Source organism: Frankia sp. KB5, from assembly GCF_002099325.1.
Classification (GTDB): Bacteria; Actinomycetota; Actinomycetes; order Frankiales; family Frankiaceae; genus Frankia; species Frankia casuarinae.
This window is the reverse complement of the sequence record NZ_MRUJ01000365.1, coordinates 1-2,821: the sequence shown is the minus strand read 5'-3', so window position 1 is coordinate 2,821 and position 2,821 is coordinate 1. Positions and strand designations below refer to the sequence as shown.

Below are 2,821 nucleotides of genomic sequence, written 5' to 3'. Positions count from 1 at the left end.
GACTTTGCGGGTCACCCTGTCCCGAACTCCGGCCGTGAATGGCGACCGAAAGGCGACCCGGTCCAGGTGGAGGATCACAGCTTCTTCACCGGCCCGCAGGGTGAGACCGCGATTCCCTACGGCGTCTACGATCTGACCGCCGATGCGGGCTGGGTCAACGTCGGGGTCGACCACGCCACCTCGGCGTTCGCGGTGGCCTCGATCCGCCGCTGGTGGCAGGCCCGCGGCCAGGCCGACTACCCGCGGGCCACCCGGCTGCTGGTCACCGCGGACGCGGGTGGGTCCAACAGCTACCGCTTCCGGGCCTGGAAAGCCGAACTCGCCACACTCGCCACTGGCACCGGCCTGTCCATCACGGTCTGTCATTTCCCGCCCGGGCACCTCGAAGTGGAACAAGATCGAGCACCGGTTGTTCTCCCAGATCACCATGAACTGGCGCGGCCGGCCGCTGACCAGCCATGAAGTGGTCGTGAACACGATCGCGGCGACCCGGACCCGCAGCGGCCTACGCGTCGAAGCACGCTTGGACACCCGGGACTACCCGGTCGGCATCGCGGTCAGCAAAGCCCGCATCGACGCGTTGCCCATCGAACCCCATCCAGTGCAYGGCACGTGGAACTACACCATTCATCCCGCGCATCCCGACAGCACCGCAGAACCATCCACCGTCCCCAATCCCATGGCCGTGTCGGACCGGGCCGCGACCCTGACGCTGCTGGCCCACCCGCGTCTGACCGRCATGAGCACCACCGACCTCGACGCGCTCGCAGCACGGCTGGCCCCAGCCCAGGCCGCCCGCTGGGAGCAGCRCCGCTACCAGCAGCGAGGCGGACCACGCCGCCATGCCCCTGGCACCCACGGCCGGCCCCTGCTCTCCGCGCGCGACCGGGTCCTGATCACTGTCGTTCACCTACGCCAGATCTGATCGCAGCGAGTCCTGGCGGACATGCTGGAGGTCAATCCACGCACCATCGGCGAAGCAGTCACCGACGTCCGCCAGCTCCTGCACGAACAGAGCATCACCATCGAGCCGACGACGCTGCGGGTTCACCCAGGCCGAGCAGGTCACTGAGGTGGTTCCCGATCTTCGGACAGTGATCCCTGTAAGATGACTGGTCCGTAGACGGAGGATGTTGATGAGTCAGCAGCGCTGTCGCAGCTTCCGGAAAACTGGATCTGTCCCTGATCTTGTGATCGAAGTGGACCCGGGTACCRTCAGGTCGCGAGGAGAACTCGTTTGCGGAGCAGGTCGAAGTTCGCCCTGCCATACATCTGCCGTTTGATCATTTTGATGCGGTTCACGGCGCCTTCGACCTGTCCGGAGCTGTGCGGCAGGGTCAGTCCGTTGAGGACGGCGTCGTGGTCGCGCAGGAGGCCGCGGGTGAAGCGGTGAAGTTCGGGCAGGTCGTCGGCGTCGACGGCGGCGATCCAGCCGTTGAGCCGGTCGCCGTGACGACCGGTGAGCATCTGCGCGAACGCCGTGACGTGACCGACGGTCTTCTGGAGGTCCTGGCAGCGGGTGAGGATCGTCTTCAATGCCAGGGTCTCCTGCTCGTCCAGGTGCTCTGGGTGGGTGAGGATCCACCGGGTGACGGTGCGGACCTTGGGTGCCGGTCGTGCCGCGGGTGCGGCGGTGCTGCCGCCGGCGCGTAGTGGGCGCAGGAAGGCCAAGACAACGGCTCTGCTCCCGGGGTAGCCCTGGTCGTGGATCTCCTGGAACAGCTGGCTGCCGTTGGTGATCCCGGCGTTGACCCGCTCGGTGAGGTAGGGCTCCCACGGCCGCAGGATCGAGCCGTGGCCGTCGCGGGCCTTGGCCAGGACGTCGTCGACGCTGGTGGCGCGATAGTACTTGCGGACCGTTCCTCGGGCCAGGCCGAGTCGGGCGGCGATCGGCTTGATGCCCACGCCTGCGGCTTTCAGTTCCTGGACGGCGGCGTACCGCTCGCGGGCATGTCGCACGAACGCCCGCTGCTCGAAATGCGCGTCCCGCGCCGCGGCCACCGCGCCGTCAAGGTCCGCCCTTGGCTCGTCCGCGGCCTCGCAGGTAGTCGGCGGTTCCGCCAGGTAGGAACGGTGCCGGGYGACCGTCGTCTCGACGTACCCGGCGAGGTTGCTCCACAGATGGAAGCGGTCCGCTACCTGCACCGCGTCCGGGGCGCCGGTGCGGGCGCCATCGGCGTAGGCACCCGCCCGGTCCCGGCAGATCACCTGCGCGCCGGGATGCTCGCCCAGCCAGCCGGCGAACGTCGCCGCTTCCCGGTCGGGTAGCAGGTCCACCGGCCGGTGGCTGTCGAGATCGATCAGGACCGTTCCGTAGACCCGACCTCGGCGCAGCGCGAAGTCATCCACTCCGAGGAGGGCCACCGCCCCAATCTGTGGGTCGGGCAGCGCCCGGACCCGGCGCAGCAGGGTGTTTCGACCAGCGGGAAGTCCCATCCGGTTCGCGAGGCGGGCTCCGGCTCTGCCCGCCAACGCCAACCCGATCGCTTCGATCAACCGGCCGGCAAGCGGGGTGAACCGGGCATGCGGACTTGTCAGACCCCACGACCTGCTCCGCGAAGGTCACCCGCGGACAGTCCGCTGTCAGGCAGCGGAACCGCCGGATCAGCAGATCGATCTCCACGTGAGCACCCGCGATCGCTGCATCGACCAATCGGCGGCGATACCGCCCGTGCACCCGCTCCGACGCGACGCCGCACCCGGAACACACGCCGGAGGCCCCTCGAACACGAGCCCGTAACCGCAGCCGATCATCAGTCCGGTCAACCCAATCCCACCGACACCACCCAACCCGCCTGACCAGCCGGCCCCCACTCCCAGC

General features: G+C 68.6%; 1 protein-coding gene and 1 pseudogene. One reads left to right on the top strand and one right to left on the bottom strand.

Annotated elements, in window-relative coordinates; all coding sequences use genetic code 11:
• Positions 1-1,072 (top strand): annotated as a pseudogene (locus tag KBI5_RS24390) (ISAzo13 family transposase); the annotation flags it as partial.
• 143 nt (positions 1,073-1,215) lie between these two features.
• Here KBI5_RS24390 and KBI5_RS24385 read toward each other — a convergent pair.
• Positions 1,216-2,478: an ISL3 family transposase gene (locus KBI5_RS24385; RefSeq protein ID WP_241883171.1), complete on the bottom strand. Its 1,263-nt coding sequence runs from the start codon at positions 2,476-2,478 to the stop codon at positions 1,216-1,218.
• Between the last annotated feature and the right edge of the window lie 343 nt (positions 2,479-2,821).